The sequence below is a fragment of the Acinetobacter sp. P8-3-8 genome, from assembly GCF_000214135.1.
GTDB lineage: Bacteria > Pseudomonadota > Gammaproteobacteria > Pseudomonadales > Moraxellaceae > Acinetobacter.
In genome coordinates, this window is the sequence record NZ_AFIE01000028.1 from 1 (window position 1) to 16,590 (window position 16,590).

Annotated in this window: 9 protein-coding genes; 5 read left to right on the plus strand and 4 right to left on the minus strand. The window is 38.2% G+C overall.

Annotated elements, in window-relative coordinates; translation table 11 throughout:
- Positions 1 to 94: 94 nt before the first annotated feature.
- From fusA to GGG_RS0111940, 4 genes are all read right to left on the minus strand, one after another.
- Entirely contained in the window at positions 95 to 2,233 is a 2,139-nt protein-coding gene (fusA, locus tag GGG_RS0111925) for an elongation factor G (protein ID WP_010115159.1), read from the minus strand.
- Between the two features lie 190 nt (positions 2,234 to 2,423).
- Positions 2,424 to 2,894 carry a 30S ribosomal protein S7 gene (gene rpsG, locus GGG_RS0111930; RefSeq protein WP_005190966.1) on the minus strand — a complete coding sequence of 157 codons (471 nt, stop codon included), beginning with the start codon at positions 2,892 to 2,894 and terminating at the stop codon, positions 2,424 to 2,426.
- Between the two features lie 180 nt (positions 2,895 to 3,074).
- Entirely contained in the window at positions 3,075 to 3,449 is a 375-nt protein-coding gene (gene rpsL / locus GGG_RS0111935; protein WP_002050319.1) for a 30S ribosomal protein S12, read from the minus strand.
- A 147-nt stretch (positions 3,450 to 3,596) separates the two neighbouring features.
- Positions 3,597 to 5,099, minus strand: a complete 1,503-nt coding sequence (locus GGG_RS0111940) for an EcsC family protein (protein WP_010115186.1) — start codon at positions 5,097 to 5,099, stop codon at positions 3,597 to 3,599.
- Between the two features lie 203 nt (positions 5,100 to 5,302).
- Between GGG_RS0111940 and GGG_RS0111945 the strand changes: the two genes are divergently transcribed.
- From GGG_RS0111945 to GGG_RS0111965, 5 genes are all read left to right on the plus strand, one after another.
- Positions 5,303 to 6,394, plus strand: coding sequence for an AAA family ATPase (locus tag GGG_RS0111945; RefSeq protein ID WP_010115188.1), 1,092 nt, complete (start codon positions 5,303 to 5,305; stop codon positions 6,392 to 6,394).
- A gap of 2 nt (positions 6,395 to 6,396) precedes the next feature.
- Positions 6,397 to 9,060: a DUF5682 family protein gene (locus GGG_RS0111950; RefSeq protein WP_010115190.1), complete on the plus strand. Its 2,664-nt coding sequence runs from the start codon at positions 6,397 to 6,399 to the stop codon at positions 9,058 to 9,060.
- Positions 9,053 to 10,258, plus strand: coding sequence for a VWA domain-containing protein (locus GGG_RS0111955; protein ID WP_010115192.1), 1,206 nt, complete (start codon positions 9,053 to 9,055; stop codon positions 10,256 to 10,258). Before GGG_RS0111950 ends, GGG_RS0111955 begins: the two co-directional genes overlap by 8 nt.
- Complete coding sequence (locus GGG_RS0111960; RefSeq protein WP_010115194.1) at positions 10,255 to 12,429, plus strand: hypothetical protein; 2,175 nt, start codon at positions 10,255 to 10,257, stop codon at positions 12,427 to 12,429. Before GGG_RS0111955 ends, GGG_RS0111960 begins: the two co-directional genes overlap by 4 nt.
- Positions 12,430 to 12,546: 117 nt before the next feature.
- Positions 12,547 to 16,389: a DUF4132 domain-containing protein gene (locus tag GGG_RS0111965; protein ID WP_010115196.1), complete on the plus strand. Its 3,843-nt coding sequence runs from the start codon at positions 12,547 to 12,549 to the stop codon at positions 16,387 to 16,389.
- The last annotated feature ends 201 nt before the right edge of the window (positions 16,390 to 16,590 follow it).

The following is a 16,590-nucleotide window of genomic DNA, read 5'->3' on the forward strand; positions in this document are numbered from 1 at the left end:
TGAGAGCTTCCTTTTTAAACTACTCATGCAGGGTCACTGCATGAGCACTTGGTTTTTAACTATGAATTAGTTTGGGCTTATAGTAATCGAAAGATTACTCGTCGTCACCTTTTTTACCGCCAGACTGGAATTTAGAAATGATGCCTTCAGCCACGTTACGTGGAGTTTCAGCATATTTAGCAAATTCCATAGAGTATGTCGCACGACCTTGAGACATAGAACGCATTTGAGTCGCGTAACCAAACATCTCAGCAAGTGGAACTTCAGCACGAATTGCTTTAGTACCGCCAGGAAGATCGTCCATACCTTGAACCATACCACGACGACGGTTTAAGTCACCCATGATATCGCCCATGTAGTCTTCTGGAGTTTCTACTTCAACTTTCATGATTGGTTCAAGCAAGATAGGATCTGCTTTCATGAAACCATCACGGAACGCGTAAGAACCTGCCATTTTGAACGATAATTCGTCAGAGTCGACATCATGGTAAGAACCATCAAATAATGTCGCTTTGATACCCACAACAGGGTAACCAGCCAAGACACCATTCTTCATACGTTCTTGAATACCTTTGTCAACCGCGCCGAAGAATTCTTTAGGTACAACACCACCTACAACTTCTTCAACGAATTGGTATTCTTTACCAGCTTCTTCAACATCCATAGGCTCTAAACGAACATATACATGACCGAATTTACCTTTACCACCTGTTTGACGTACGAATTTACCTTCTTGCTCAACAGATTTTTTAATCGTTTCGCGGTAAGCAACCATTGGTTTACCAATGTTCGCTTCAACGTTAAATTCACGTTTCATACGGTCAACAAGAATGTCAAGGTGAAGCTCACCCATACCTGCAATGATCGTTTGACCAGATTCTTCGTCTGTGCGTACACGGAACGATGGATCTTCTTTTGCCAAACGGCCTAAAGCGATAGACATTTTTTCTTGGTCAGCCTTAGTTTTAGGCTCAACAGCAAGAGAAATTACTGGCTCTGGGAATTCCATACGCTCTAGAGTAATGATGTTTTTCTCATCACAAAGTGTATCACCAGTAGTAACGTCTTTAAGACCTACACATGCAGCGATATCACCAGCGCGGATTTCTTCAACGTCTTGACGATCGTTTGCGTGCATTTGCACGATACGGCCAATACGTTCACGTTTAGACTTAACTGGGTTATATACTGGGTCGCCTTGTTTAAGAACACCAGAATAAACACGTACGAATGTTAAGTTACCAACGAATTTATCGTTCATGATTTTGAACGCTAACGCAGAGAATGGAGCTTCATCAGATGCTTCACGAACTGCTTTAGTTTCGTCTTTGTCGTCCAGAATACCTTCAATAGGCTTAACTTCTGTAGGCGATGGTAAGAATTCAATTACAGCATCCAACATACGTTGAACACCTTTGTTTTTGAATGCTGTACCACAAAGCATTGGTTGGATTTCACCAGCCAAAGTTTGCGCACGAATACCCGCAACGATGTCTTCTTTAGAAAGATCACCTTCTTCTAGGTATTTGTCCATCAACTCTTCAGATGCTTCTGCAGCAGCTTCAACCATATTGGTGCGCCATTCTTCAGCAGATGCTTGAAGATCAGCAGGAATATCACCATATTCGAACTGCATACCTTGAGAAGCTTCGTCCCAAATGATTGCTTTCATTTCGATAAGGTCAACAACACCAGCAAAGGTATCTTCTGCGCCAATTGGAATAACCACTGGTACAGGATGAGCACCTAAACGAGTACGCATTTGTTCAACAACACGGAAGAAGTTTGCACCAGTACGGTCCATCTTGTTCACGAATGCTAAACGAGGCACTTTATATTTGTTTGCTTGACGCCATACAGTTTCAGACTGAGGTTGAACACCACCTACAGCACAATAAACCATACACGCACCGTCAAGAACACGCATAGAACGTTCAACTTCGATTGTGAAGTCTACGTGTCCCGGTGTGTCAATAACGTTGATACGGTGTTCAGCAAATTGTTTGCCCATACCAGACCAGAAACAAGTTGTAGCAGCTGAAGTGATAGTAATACCACGTTCTTGCTCTTGTTCCATCCAGTCCATTGTTGCTGCACCATCATGTACTTCACCAATTTTGTGAGATACACCTGTGTAGAACAAAATACGTTCTGTAGTCGTGGTTTTACCAGCATCAATGTGTGCAGAAATACCAATGTTACGATAACGAGAAATTGGGGTTTGACGAGCCATGATTTCTTGCATTCCTAAATTTTGTTGTTTAAAACAGGACGCATCAATAACTTATTGATGCGTACGGATACTCAATACGAATTTAAGGACAACTTAAATTCCCGCAAATCCCCCACCAGAGTAGAGGGCGATGTTAAATCGAGCTGCAATACGCATGAGCATTCTCCTGATTAGGGACTGTTTTAGCCGCTTAGAAGCGGTAGTGAGAGAAGGCTTTGTTGGCTTCAGCCATACGATGCACATCTTCACGTTTTTTGATCGCTGAGCCTTTACCTTCAGCTGCATCAAGCAACTCACCAGCAAGACGTAACGCCATAGTTTTTTCAGAACGCTTAGCAGCAGCATCTACTAACCAACGCATAGCTAAGGCAGTACGACGGGATGGGCGCACTTCCATAGGTACTTGATAAGTAGCACCACCAACACGGCGTGCTTTTACTTCGACCATAGGACGAACTTTTTCAAGAGTAGTCTCGAAAAATTCAACTGGGTCTACTTTGTTTTTTTCTTGAACGCGATCTAAAGCACCGTAAACGATACTTTCAGCAATAGATTTTTTACCATCTTGCATTACGTGGTTCATGAATTTAGCGATTGTTTGGCTACTGAACTTCGGATCCGGAAGGATTTCACGAGCAGCGACTACGCGACGTCTTGGCATTTTAAACTACCTATAAATATGACACTTCAGGTTTATCCAGCATGAGCACAAAGTGTCGTGTGCTATTCACTGGCCTTACTACACGTCGCTTGAATTTCACAAAATTAAATGCAGAAATCAGACAAGCGAGACGATAAAGGATTGCGGTTCTATTGTCTAAAGAAGCTAATTCTTAAAGAATTATTTCTTAGGACGTTTAGTACCGTATTTTGAACGAGACTGGTTACGATCTTTAACACCAGCACAGTCCAAAGAACCACGAACGGTATGGTAACGTACACCCGGTAAGTCTTTAACACGACCACCACGGATAAGAACAACACTGTGCTCTTGTAGGTTATGACCTTCACCACCGATATAGCTTGAAACTTCAAAACCTGAAGTTAAGCGAACACGGCAAACTTTACGCATTGCTGAGTTAGGTTTTTTAGGTGTAGTTGTATAAACACGTGTACACACACCACGGCGTTGTGGACAAGCCTTTAACGCAGGAACTTTTGATTTTTCAACCAAAGTCGTACGACCCTTGCGGATCAACTGATTTGTTGTTGCCATATGGCAATTCTCCCGTTAATAAAAAGCCTCAAAAAAGTACCACTTTTTGAGGGCATGCAATTGTAAGCCAAGAAGTAAAAATGGTCAACATTCAACATACCGTCAAATATCGACCACTCTAAGTTTTAACTCAAATTTTAAACAATTTTAATCTGCTTTATTTCCTGATTTATCAACTGCTTCATCAATTGCCTTTTCAGTCGCTTGTGTTGCCACCTTCATTTTTGCTGGCGCACGCTTTTTTGTTACAGTTTTTGCTGCCGCTGAATTTTCAACTTTAGTCTGTGATGTAGTCGCAACAGTTTTTTTCTGTGCGGTACGGCGAGGCTTACTTTGAACAGGTTTAACTTCTACTTTCTCATCAACATGTTTATCTACAAGTGTTTGAATACCTTGCTGAATATCTTGCTCAGTTTTTGGTTTGTGCTCATCTTCAGTTGTTTTTGCTTTTACTTCAACCTGAGTAATGGCTTCATTCTCAACGACTGTTGGTACTGATTCAGGAGCAACTTTTTGTGCTGTCCCTTGGCTTTTCCCTGTAGCAATATTTTTTTCTGTATCTACTGTATCCAATAGTAGCGGACTCGCTTGAGCAATCAGCTGTACAGATTTCTCATAAGCGTCTAATACGCTTATTTGTACATTTGAATGTTGTAATAAATAATTTTGCGCACCTGAAAAAACAACTTCTGCTTGGTCTGTTGCATCCTCAACCAATTTCCAACTATATACAGCACTGATTCCCATCGTTGCCAATGGGGTTAATTTTGAAAGTAATCCCCACTGCGGTAAGTTATTCATCCAGCTTAATTTAAATGAACCATCATCATTGGCAACCCATTTTTTAAGCAGTTCAATATCATTCCCAGAACCTAAAAGTTGCTGCAATTGCGTCACATTATGTGTTTCCATTACCCCAGTAAATGCACGAATCGCTGCCATCAAGGCTTGTTTTTCAGCAATTGAGCCTAAATCAATTTGTTTAAAAATGTATTCAACTACATCATGATCTTGTGTATTTAACTCAAAACCATGCGCTCGACCCGTTTGATAAATACTTCTTAATGCAAGTGCCAGTGACGTTGGCACATCAATAATCGCTCCTACGCCTCCCACAGCGCCCGTTAATGTGCCTTGAATCGCAGCGATAATTTTATTTTGATTGGCGATTGCCATACTAATACGTTGCGAACGTGCAGGATCTTTAGCGAGTTCCGATAAACTCTTTGCACCGACTTCTTTTAAGAGCGCGTCTACAGAACTCCACTCTGAAACAAAATCATTGAGCTTGTCAAAAAGATAATCTGACAATTTATCGTTCAAATCAGGGGAAATAAAGGAAGCAACATTGTTAATTTTTTTATAATGTTTCCCTAGTAACTTGCCCGTAACATTGGGTAAATGATCACGCATCATTTGTTGCGGATTATCATATTTTTTAGGTTCAAAAGCTGTTTTTTCTTTGGCCGAACCTTGAATAACATGACTGGTTTTAGGATCTTGAACTAATTTACTCACCGTACCTGGTGCGACATGATTGATCATATCTAGTCCTGTTTCACTGAGTTTTTTAGCCACACCAAAGGCATTAGAAATCAAACCACCACGTTGCTTATTCTTCGAATCAGACTTCATCTTCTGCTCACCCATTTATATTTCTTTCAAGATAATCGGTATTGTTGCACTCGTTATTCACTGTAATCTGTTTTGATTCGTTAAAGAAGTAAAAATTTAAAACTTTTACTGTAGCGCTTTGTGACACAATTTGTCGCAGTAGCGTAAACAGCAACTTTGCATTTGTATTTTTATTCATTAACATCGATTTAGTCTTTAGTTTTTTGAATTTATTTACAATGATAGAAAATATTCGCACACAGATAAAACAAACGTCTGAACAAAAATATCAAGCAGAATTTTCACGTTTAAAAGAACAGGATCAGCATCGAAAACCAGCAGGCTGGCAACTTTCTGCCTATGCAGTACGTTCCTTTATTTTAGGTGACGATAAACTCAATATCCAAAAGAAATTTTATGGTGATGATGCACTGGTCGATCGTGCCTTAGTGACATTAATGGGTAATCAGGGTTTGATGCTAGTCGGTGAACCGGGTACGGCTAAATCAATGCTTTCTGAATTATTCAGTGCTGCAATTTCAGGAAATTCGCAACTAACTATTCAAGGCACAGCAGGTACAACAGAAGATCATATTAAATATTCATGGAATTATGCTCTGCTTTTATCAGAAGGCCCGACCGATAAGTCGTTAATCCCCTCGCCTTTGTTTCATGCGATGAAAAATGGACAGTTGGCACGCTTTGAAGAAATCACTCGTTGTCCGCCTGAAATTCAGGATGTCCTTGTTTCCTTACTGTCTGAGAAGCAAATGATGATTCCTGAAATGGGTCAAGACTTTAGCTTACAAGCCATGCAAGGCTTTAACATCATTGCCACAGCCAACTTAAGAGATCGTGGCGTACATGAAATGTCAGCGGCATTGAAGCGTCGTTTTAACTTTGAAACAGTAAAGCCGATTGCCAATCGCCAGTTTGAGATTGAATTGGTCGGTTTACAACTCAAACAACAACTAGCCCAACTGTATAGTGAAATCCACATTCGACCTGAAGTGATTGAACTTTTAGTCACGGTTTTCAATGAACTGAGAACAGGTCAAAGCTTACAAGGTGCGAGCTTAAAAACACCTGATGCCGTGATGTCTACTGCGGAAGCGGTCAATATTGCACATGCAGCGAGTTTACAAGCCATTTATTTGAGTGATGGAAAATTACAAGCAGGTCATATTGCACAACAATTGATTGGCGTGGTGTTTAAAGACAATCCTGATGATGCCAAACGCATGCGTTATTACTTGGACACTGTTGTCAAAGAACGCGCTCGTAAAGATTCAGATTGGAAAGCATTTTTTGATGCAAGCCGTGAGTTTTAATCATGCAACAACAGGCTCAAAATAATGTATTTGGTGAAATGCCAACTCGATTAAAACAGGCATTTCAATGCAAACAAAAGTTGGCTGAACAAAATATTTATTTTGCACCGATTCGCCATCACAGCCCTGCCTGTGCCTATGCTTTAAAACGCTATATTGATGAATTCAAACCAACACATATTTTAATTGAAGCACCGACCAGTTTTGAATTTTTAATTGAAAGTTTGCAAAACGAAAATACTCAACCACCTGTTGCGATCTTTGCTCAAGCACAGTCTGCACACAATCAATCACTCAACAATAAAACATCTTCAAAACAAAAAACTCAGAAAGATGATGAAGATGAGATCGCGCCACTACCTGAATTGTTTTCTGCATACTTCCCATTTTGTGAATACTCACCTGAATGGGTTGCGATTCAACAGGCTAAAAGCATCCAAGCAAATGTTAAGTTTATCGATCTAGATTGGTCTAAACAAAGTGCCTTGAAAATAGAACAACCTGCGTTGAATTGGCAACAAAGAAGTTTAATGTCTGAACGTTATTTTGCGCATAGCCAATATATTCAAAAACTGGCTTTAAAAATGCATTGTAGAAATCACGATGAGCTTTGGGATCATTTATTCGAACTCCAACCGACTGAATCGTTAGCAGAACCTAAACACTTTTTTGATGATGTTTTTGCATGGTGTTCACTTGCACGATTAGATTATGAAAAAGATGTGCTGTTGCAAGAAGCTTCATTGCATCGTGAAGATGTGATGTGGAATTGTATTCAAGACACCATTCACCCTGATCATAAAATTTTAGTGGTTACAGGTGGTTTTCATACCCTTGCACTGATTGAAAACTTAGCCAACCCTAAAACAGCAGAACGTTTTATTGTCAAAGATCAAAAACAAAATTGGCAAGAACAGGCATGGTTGATTCGTTATAGTTTTAATCGTTTGGATGCTTTAAATGGTTATGCATCAGGTATGCCTTCACCCGCCTATTATCAACATATTTGGCAAAATTTAAATCAAGACCATCCGCAAACACCTGAACAAATTCAATTTAATTTCTTTCAATATTTAAATGAACTCTGCCATTTCTTAGACCAAGAACAAGTCTTAGACGTGACACCTTATATTGCCCTCAAAAATACCGCTGAATTGGCTTGGCAATTGGCCATGCTCCGAGGGCATTATCAACCAAGTCGTTATGATCTTTTGGATGCGTTACAGGCTGCTTTAATCAAAGGCGAAATTGAAGATGGGCAACAGTATTTATTTACCTGTATTTTCAAATTTTTAAGTGGGCAACAACTTGGAAAGGTAGCAAGTGATCAACATAGTCCTGCACTTTTACAGAACACCTATCAACAGATTAAAGATTTTCGTTTTAATCTAAATGATACGATTTTACGCAATCGTAAACTGGATATTTATCGTAAACCTTTACACCAAGACATTAGCCAATATTTACATCTACTTGAGTTTGTCGATTGTCACTTTGCACAACGCCTTTCAGGGCCTGACTTTGTGCAAGGTGCAAGTTTAGATTTATTATTTGAAGAATGGCGTTACGCTTGGACACCGAGTGTAGAAGCGCGTTTGATTGAATTGGCTGAAATGGGCAATCAGCTTGAACAGATTGCTTTGCTAAAAATCATCAAATTACAACAAGACAATGAACAAAATGGTATTGGTCAATCTGCATTAGAAACCGCAAAACTATTGGCTTTAGCCTGTCGTTTAGGTTTAAAACAACAATTACAATTGCTCAATCAACAATTGGATGGTTATCTTGAAACTGATCAAAATTTGGCTTCCGTAATTGGTGCGGCACAGCAACTTTACTATTTATGGCATGGACGAACGCTTTTAAATCTGCCTGAATCTATGGTGGAACACAGCCTAAGTTTTGCCGTATATCAAGCCTGCTTTTTACTGGATCAGCTTTACGATACACACGAAGAAAAAGTTGAAGCAAATTTGAGACATCTCAAAAGCTTACATGAATTAATTTTAAATCTAAAACAGTACAATATTCCCTTCAATCATCCAACATTAGATACGCAACAATTAGATTTATTAGATCTGATGTATGCACACATTGATGTGAATAAAATCAATGAATTTCATCTCCATCAACTCAAAGGTGCAATTCATGTTTTACAATTTTTAGATCATCGAATTGAGCAAGATCAATTACAACAACAGCTTAAACTGGCTTTTGCCATCGGCAGTGATAGCGAAGAATCAGTGCAATATTTACAAGGCATGTTCTTTGTTGCACCTGAAATTTTCGTGCAATCCAAAGTTGCCATTGATGCGTTATATCAACTGGTCAGCCATTGGTCAGAAGACACTTTTATCCAAATTTTACCTGATCTGCGTTATATCTTTAGCCAACTCACACCAAAACAAAGCAGTAAAGTTTCTAAAATCATTGCACAAATGACAGGATTGAGTGATGACGCTATTTTAGATCAAGTGCTCAGTCATATTGGTGAAAAAGATTTATTACAAGGCGTTCAATTGAATCAACAATTACGTAGCTTATTTGAATATGACCACTTAGCCCAATGGCTGGTGAATACACCAAATGACACTCACTCTGAAATAAATCAACAGATTCAAGATTCTCAGATGCTAAACACGCAAGGAGCAGATCATGAGTGAATTGCTTCCTGATCAAAACACGATTGAAAATATTCAAAATAAAGAGATAGACAATGAATCATCAACATCTTTAGACCCAATGGATCAAGCACGTCGTTGGCGTTTGATGTTAGGTCGTTATGCAGATCAGAACTTATCCGCAGCGACCTTATCTAGCGACCAATTAAAGCTTGAACGTAATCTGGATTATTTATATCAACATGAATATAAACGTCGTGGTATCGAACAAGGTAAAAACCGCCATGGTGGCTTAGAAGCTTCACAATTGAATGCCATTAATTGGCTCAATCAAAGCCGCAAACTTTTCCCAAAATCAACCTTTGAGCGCATGCAAAAACAAGCGATTGAACGTTATCAACTGACCGAATTACTCAAAAATCCAGAACATGTGCGACAACTTGAACCGAATCCTGCTGTTGCAAAAGCCTTACTGAGTATGCGAGGACGTTTAAGCAATGAAATGAAAGATGCTATTCGTGAATTGATTCAAAAAGTTGTAGAAGAATTATTGCAAAAAGTTCGTTCGCAGTTTTTACAGGCTTTACAAGGTCGTCGCAATCGCTTTAAACGCTCTCATATCAAGCAAGCACAGAATTTTGATTGGAAAAAAACCATTCAAGCCAATCTCAAAAATTATCAGCCTGAATTACAAAAACTGATTATTCAAACCCCTTATTTTAATGCACGAGTCCAAAAGCATTTGCCTTGGGAAATTGTATTATGCGTTGACCAAAGTGGCTCTATGCTTGATTCCGTCATGTATGCAGCGGTCTGTGCCAGTATTTTAGCCGCACTGCCTGCGGTCAAGATCAGTCTGGTTTTATTTGATACACAAATCGTCGATTTGAGTCATTTAGCTCACGATCCTGTTGAAGTCTTATTAACGATTCAATTGGGTGGTGGAACCAATATCGGACAAGCCTTGCAATATTGTCAAAGCAAAATCAAACAACCAAATCGTAGTATTTTGGTTTTAATCAGTGATTTTGAAGAAGGTGCATCGGTTCAACATATGCTGAATACCACCAGTCAACTGAACCAACAAGGTTGCAAACTTTTAGGACTTGCCGCACTCGATCAAGCAGCGAATCCAGTATATGACATGAATATGGCACAAAAACTTGAAGAACGCGGGATGCAAATCGCAGCCATGACACCTGAACATTTGGCAACATGGTTTGCAGAGGTGATGCAATGAGTTGGCAAATTTATACCCAATATGATGAAGACAGTTTAACCATGCATAGCAATGCTGGCTTACTTAGACGAGCTCGTAAAGCTTTGGCTGAGGTTGAGTTGCTATCTGAACATGATGCGACTGAACTTTTATTTAAAGTCGAAGAATGTGAAGTCAAACTTCCTAGTGAAGGTATCACCAAAGCCAGTTGTAACTGTTCTGCACAAGGCAGTTGTAAACATATTTTAAGCAGTATCTTATGGATTCAGGACAATACTGCCGTGTTTAGTGAGTCAATACAAACTGAAATTCAAGCTGAAACTCAATTTCAAACTAGCGACACATCGATTTGTAATGAATCAGATGATTTAAATTCTCCAAAATCAAAACAGCAACAGCACAACATTCAAAATACAAAAACTGCTTTAGCACTTATTTTAGAATTTGATATTGCCAAGATTCAAAAACAAGCTGGCAAAGCCAATGTGCGTCTTGCTTATGAATTTGTGCAAAATTGGCTAGCGAATGAGGAACTTTGTACATTTGAAATTCAAGCTGAAAAAATCATTTTTCAAACAGATTTAAGTGCGAATAAAGTCTTACTCTACCCTGCAACAGGTTTTGACGGCATGCTGTCTGAAATTGCAGATAAGCAAAAAAGTGCAGGACATTTGGCATGTATTGCTTATCTATGGCTTAAAAATAGTCCTGAACAATGGCAATGGTCAATTGATACAACGCAACATGAACAAAGTTTTGCCAATCAACTTTCTCAGGATGATCTTGCATTTATTGATGAATTAAAAAGCATTTGTGAGAGTTTTATTCAACAAGGGCTTTCACACCTCGCCAAAGAATCTGTCATGGCACTACATATCTATAATATGCAAGCTCGTGCACAAAGCTTGCCACGTCTTGGCAGCTTATTACGCTCATTGCACGGCATGATGAAGCAATTTTTAGAACATCATGTTCAAATCGAAGAACAGCATATTTTCAATCAGATTGCTCATTTATATGCATATTTGGCTGCATTAACAGAAGTTCAAAAATTAGCACCAGAAATTCAAAGCAAAGCATTGTCACAACTCCGTGGATCAATTCAACGAGATTATCAACAAGAAACCGTTGAGCATCTCATTCCTCTTGGTTGTGAATGGTGGAGTACTGAAAGTGGTGCACGTGGATTAACACTATGCTTTTGGGATGTTCAACAAAAACAACTTAAAGAAATCACTCAAGCACGTGCCAATCATTTAGACCGCACTTTTGATATGCAAAGCGCTGCTGCAACAGGTGTCTGGGGAAGTTCTCTCAGTTATTTATTGCAACATCAGCTTGAATTAACTCATGCCAAAGCCAGTTCTGACACCTCATTCAGTGCAAGTAGTGATACTCGTTTCTTACAAAAAGGTTTAGTCAGCGATCTTAAAAAATCTGATCTCGATCAACTCAATATTGGTGTTTCTCAATGGCAGAATTTACAAACGCTAATCACACCACATTCCAGTTTAGAGCAAACCAAATCTCGCTATGTGCTGTTACGCCACACCAGTATTACAGCACCTGATTTAAATGAATTTGAACAAAGTTTTGAATATCGTGTGGTGGATGATCAAAATAATGCGCTTAAATTATCTATACCGATTGAAGCTTCATATCGTGTACGTATTAAAAATTTAACCCAACTGATTCAAAATGAAAAAGTTGTCGCAAGTTTGGTGCGTATCGATACCACCACACAGCCCATTCAATTGATTCCATGCAGTGTCTTTTTAGAAACAACCAAAGGCTTAAAAATATTTAGTTTGGATTACGACCACCCTGTGCAAAAGAAAAGTACCCTAGCTGAATTAATTACAGGGCGTTTTGAAAAACTTTTAGCTGAAAAGAAACAGTGGAAAAACCATCAACATTATTCTGCAATTGATCTGCTTCTTATAGAAATTCAAACCCTTTTAGAATTCTATGCCAATACAGGACGTGCTGTACTTGATCCCACTGACCGCAACAAAATTCAGGATATCGCACAACAGTTTTCAGACTTGGGACTTGATTTTATTGCAAATAGCTTAAAAGAAAACTCTCCTCAAAATAACTTAGCGCTACATCTACTCAAATGGCGACATGTTTTATTACAACTACAACGTTTAAATCAACGCATCGTTTTGGAAGGTCAAATTGTGTCGTGATAGATTATTTTTGATATTTAAATTTGTTCTAGTTTTTCTATAATTTCGATCAACAACCAAGTGAAACGTTTAATTTAATATTTAAGAAATGGCACTTTGTCACTTTAGGAAATCATTATGTTCAATCAATTATTTTCAAAAATTGAATCCTTATTTTCCAAATCTGAAAATAAAGAAATCGCTAAAGATACTCAAACAACGGAACGTGAAGCACAACAAAGCACTGACCAATATAATGAAAATTTTCAGAAAAAAGTGGAAGCTGTTTATAAAATTTTCTTACCTTTGACCGAAATTGAACAAAATCTACATAAAGAAGTATTAACCTTTATTTTTGAAGGTGAAAACCCGAATGTATTACTCAAATTAAATAGTTTACCTGATGAAAAAGCCCTTTTTCTTTTAGGAAAACCAGGCACCTATGGTTGGTACTGGGGAAATATTCAGCTTGATAAAAAACAAAATAAACTTGCAGAAAATTCAATTCAAGCTCGCCGTCAATTCTATGGGAAAATGTTTGAATATTTAGATGCTGCACAAATTATTCGTTTTGCAAAAGTGTTGGAAGCTGCAACACAACAGAAAAATTTCAAAAACTTATATGACAAAGTTCCTACTTGGTTTATCTATCTGACGATCGATATTTACATCGTCATGTTTGAAAATAGAAAGTTTAGTGAATCTGACCCAGTCAAAGAAATCAAAAATAATCTGACACTTGAACAGTTCAGACAGTTACTTGAATATGACCAGCAAGGCTTAGGTGAAGAACTTGTTGCCTACTTATTTGAACGTAAAGACATTGATAATTATCACCGCAATAATTTAAATCATATCCTTGAAGTTAAAGACTGCCAAACCTATCTTCTTGCTCGCTTAGATCAGCTCAAACAAGTGATTCCAACACTTTCTGTGAATGGGCAAGAAATTTTTCTGGATTATGTTGCTGAAAAAAATGATGTTCTGATCCAAATTCCAGACCTCATTGTAAAACTCTCTGTTGGAAAATCTAAAACCATTCGCACCAAAGCCACAAGCTTACTTTCAAAACTTAACCCGCATGACAGCCAAAAATATTTAAATGAATTTTTACTTGAAGGTTCAAGCCAAGAACGTAGCTTTTCAGCAGATTTATTAGCACGTTTGGGCGCTGATCATTTAGAAATTTTAGAGCAAGCTTTAGCACAAGAAAAACAAAAGTCTGTTCAACAAAACCTGCAAATGGCGATTCAACGGTTAAAATCTGTAGATTCAGCAGACCAAGTACAACAGTTTGATATTCCAGAACAAGTTCCTTTAATAGTCCAAAAAATTCCGCAAAGTTTTACTCAAGATATTTTAGACAATTATCAAGCTTTGCTTGAAAAAGCAGAACAAGCACTACTAGATGAAATTGAATACAATAAAGCAGAACCCCAGTATAAACGTAATTGGGCAAAAGATGGTTTGAAACACCTCAAAGAAGTGAGACAAAGTACGTTATTAGCCACTGTCGATGCATTAAATAATGATAAACCGATGGTGAAATATTATCGTTATGAAAATATCATTACTTATAAAAATAAATATAAAAAATATCCTGAATTTTCAATTGTTCATGCGGCACGTTTACTGGGCTCACAAAACCGAGATTGGATTTATTGGGTCAATTTATTCGAAATGCTCGATCCAGCTGAATACAGCAAATATGAATTACGCGATTTGGTACAAGCTTTAGAAATTGCTAAATTTATTGAGCCAAAACGAAAAGTTGCCAAAGGCATTTTAATGGGTTCATCTTATTATTCGAGCCTCGCAGAATATATCCGTGACCCTGAAAAAATTTGGCCTTTCTTTGCTGAAAATATGGATTTCCTCAGTGAAGCACTTGGGCTTTCTCCATCTTTGGAAAAAAATCAATACCTAGCATTTAATTCTTCCGATGCGATCTATGTTTTAACCTGCTTCCCTACTATTCCAAGCCAATTTATTCCACGTTTACTAGAATTTGCTTTAGGTGAAAATAAACGTCTACGTTTTGATGCACAACAAGCGTTGCAAAACATTCCAAATATTCAGCAACGTGCGATAGAAGCACTGGAATCAGGTAAGCAAGAAATTCGAATTACCGCAATCGAATGGCTTGCACGTTTGCAACATCCAGAAGCGGTTAAACCACTGAATACTTTACTCAAAAAAGAGAAAAAAGAAGTGGTTCGTGCGGCATTACTCACTGCACTAGAAAAATTAGGCGAAGATATCAGTGCTTATTTAAAACCTGCAGTTTTACTCAAAGAAGCAGAGCAAGGCTTAAAAGGCAAACTTTCAACCAGTTTTGCATGGTTCGATTTTAAAACATTACCCAAAGCGACATGGCAAGATGGAAAAGAAGTTGATCCCAATATTATTCAATGGTGGGTGGTTTTAGCTGAAAAATTGAAAGAGCCAAAAGCCAATGAATTGCTACAACGATACATCGCTTTACTGGATGAAAAAAGCCAACAGCAACTTGCCAATCATTTGTTACAAAGCTTTATTCACCAAGATACATTAAGCCCAACATTAGAAGAAGCAACGGCACACGCAACGAAAGAAGCACCGAGCCGTTTAAGCCATTACCGTGATATGTATCAGCGCTATGGTGAAAAATATCCTGAATATTATGGAAAATACGGCACGATTAGTTTGGAAGAAGTGATTGAAGAACTAAAACGTGAACACATGGCGATTTATCTAGGTTCTGCCATTAAAAGTAAAGGTCTGCTTGCATTAACAGCTAATGCACAAGGGAGTTTTGCAGTCAAACAATTGCAAAACTATATGAAGCAGCACTACCCTCGTCGCTCACAAATTGAGGCGATGATCAGTGCCTTATCCATTAGTAATGATCCATTGATTATTCAACTTTTACTATCATTATCACGCCGCTACAGAACGGCTTCGGTGCAAACCTTGGCTAATAGCTTGGTTTCAGAAATTGCTGAACGTAATCAATGGAGTAGTGATGAATTGGCAGACCGCACTATTCCGACCGCAGGGTTAGATGAAAATGCTGTGCTTCATCTGCAATATGGTACACGTCAGTTTACGGCGATTGTCGATGATAAAGATAAATTCATTCTCAAAAATGAAGAAGGCAAAGAAATCAAAGCATTGCCCGCTGCACGCCAAAATGATGATGAAAGCCTGATTAAAGAAGCAAAAGCATTATTCAGCACCAGTAAAAAAGAATTTAAACAAGTTGTTGATATGCAAACTGGTCGTCTCTATGAAGCAATGTGTAGTGAACGCCAATGGAATGTTGCTGAATGGCAAGAATATATTTTTGAACATCCCATCATGAAACGGTTGATTCAACGTTTGGTGTGGCTTGAAGTTAAAGCGAATGGTGAAAATGTCAGCTTTAGACCAAGTGATGATGGTGCTTTATTGAATTTGGAAGATGATGAAATTGAACTCAGTACTGACAGTAAAATTCAAATTTCACATGCCGTTCTAGTCGGTGAAGATGAAGCCAAAGCTTGGATTACACATTTTAAAGACTATAAAGTGAAGTTTTTATTTGAACAAATGACACATCATGTGCCTCAACTGGACAATGATAATGTGACTGAAATTAGTGAGCGTAAAGGCTGGTTAACCGATACCTTTACCCTACGTGGTGTGATTACCAAACTGGGTTACCAACGTGCCAGTATCGAAGATGGCGGCTCTTTTGATCGTTACACCAAGCCCTTTAAGCAATTGGGTATTGATGTAGAAATCACTTTTAGTGGCAGTTATGTCCCTGAGGAAAATATCCCTGCTGTGCTGTATGAATTAGCATTTTCCAAAAAAGGTAGCCGTTCTTGGAATAATCATGAGCTTCCAATTAAAGAAATTCCGCCTATTTTACTGGCTGAAAGTTATGCCGATTATTTAAAAGTAGCAGATGCAACTCATGGTTTTGATCCTGATTGGGAAAAGAAAACACCTTGGTAAAATCTTGTAAAGTGACAGCCTATTTTAGGCTTTCACATACAATAACCATCTATAATGAAAAGGCGTTATGGATGGTTTTGCCTAATTTTAGCCAAAAACATAGCTGGAATAAGCTTTTTCAAATGAGCAATAAAACTAAGTATGACCGTACTTTACATTGGTTTTGATACCAATTTCGGTGATTTCAATTCTTAGTCGCGA

Coding starts and splice junctions, on each gene's coding strand:
- fusA (WP_010115159.1), bottom strand. CDS start 2,233: ATGGCTCGTCAAACCCCAATTTCTCGTTATCGTAACATTGGTATTTCT.
- rpsG (WP_005190966.1), bottom strand. CDS start 2,894: ATGCCAAGACGTCGCGTAGTCGCTGCTCGTGAAATCCTTCCGGATCCG.
- rpsL (WP_002050319.1), bottom strand. CDS start 3,449: ATGGCAACAACAAATCAGTTGATCCGCAAGGGTCGTACGACTTTGGTT.
- GGG_RS0111940 (WP_010115186.1), bottom strand. CDS start 5,099: ATGGGTGAGCAGAAGATGAAGTCTGATTCGAAGAATAAGCAACGTGGT.
- GGG_RS0111945 (WP_010115188.1), top strand. CDS start 5,303: ATGATAGAAAATATTCGCACACAGATAAAACAAACGTCTGAACAAAAA.
- GGG_RS0111950 (WP_010115190.1), top strand. CDS start 6,397: ATGCAACAACAGGCTCAAAATAATGTATTTGGTGAAATGCCAACTCGA.
- GGG_RS0111955 (WP_010115192.1), top strand. CDS start 9,053: ATGAGTGAATTGCTTCCTGATCAAAACACGATTGAAAATATTCAAAAT.
- GGG_RS0111960 (WP_010115194.1), top strand. CDS start 10,255: ATGAGTTGGCAAATTTATACCCAATATGATGAAGACAGTTTAACCATG.
- GGG_RS0111965 (WP_010115196.1), top strand. CDS start 12,547: ATGTTCAATCAATTATTTTCAAAAATTGAATCCTTATTTTCCAAATCT.